1 protein-coding gene is annotated in these 1080 nt (G+C 57.5%); it reads right to left on the bottom strand.

What is annotated here, in order from left to right:
* Positions 1 to 29: 29 nt before the first annotated feature.
* Positions 30 to 1080 (bottom strand): MobV family relaxase (gene mobV / locus AXE65_RS13140; protein ID WP_068393480.1); only part of this gene is annotated, 1051 nt, incomplete at its 5' end.

Below are 1080 nucleotides of genomic sequence, written 5' to 3'. Positions count from 1 at the left end.
GTGCTAGCTGACGTGCAAGAGGATTAGTCCTAGATACGGAAGACAGCATTGGCATTGCGCTGTGCCTCCAACTTCAAAGCCATCTCTTTAGCGCGGCGCAATGCGTTGGCTTTGATCATCACCTGCTCGACCTCTTGCTGATTCAGCCCCTTCGTGAAGGCCGCAACGGCCTTTTCCGCCGTTTTTAGCAGCTCCTGCATGGTCTGGGCTGTCTTCGCCATTTCAACCGCTCTACGGCGCTCAGAAACGGCCACAGCGGCCTTTTCCGCCAATGGGCAGGCTGCGGCCTCAATCTTGGCATTTAGGCGCTCTGCAATCGCTTTAGGGGCTTCCTCGACCCGCTGCAAGCCAAGCAGTCGCTTTCCCAGCACTTTCGGCTGCAACTCGTCCGGCTCGATCTTGGGCACCTGTCCGGCTTTTTCGATCTGGGCGTAGAACTGGCTTACACGCTGATGCTTAGCCTTGCTGCCCTCGATGCCGCGCTGTAAGCCGTGCTGATTGCCCACTTGCTCGGCAAAGTCCGTCTGCATGCCCCGCAGCGCAGCCGCACCTCCAAGGAAACGGCGACAGTTCAGCCGTCCTGTATCAGGGTCTTTCGGCACCACGTAGGCGTACATGTGCGGTGTTTTTTCGTCTCGGTGGATGCCTGCGTAGATCACGTTTTCTGCGCCATGACGCTTACGCAGCCAGTCCAGCGCGTCCTGAAAATAGGCATCCTGCTGTTCGCGGGTTTTACCCTGCATCGCTTCAGGGCTTGCTGCCATCAAGTACTCGATGCACTGGACGGCATTCTTCCGCATCTTTTCCGGCAACGCTTCACGGAACGCAGCCATACCCTCGGCCACTGAATGCGCCCCGATATGGGTGTTTTCAGGTGTCCGGCTTTTGTCCGCGTTTGGTGTCTCCTGCGCCCGGAAAGCATGCTTCATCGAACGGTGCACGGCCACCGCAGACTTAAGCTTTTGCACGCGCAAAATGGCATACCGCATGACGCCAGTGTACCGCGTGCCGCGCCCCATATCAAAGATATGTGGACTCACTACACAATTTACGAAGTAAATTGCCGTTCGGGGCTGCGCC

The organism is Ventosimonas gracilis (genome assembly GCF_001580025.1).
Classification (GTDB): domain Bacteria; phylum Pseudomonadota; class Gammaproteobacteria; order Pseudomonadales; family Pseudomonadaceae; genus Ventosimonas; species Ventosimonas gracilis.
This window is presented reverse-complemented; position numbering and strand designations above follow the sequence as displayed.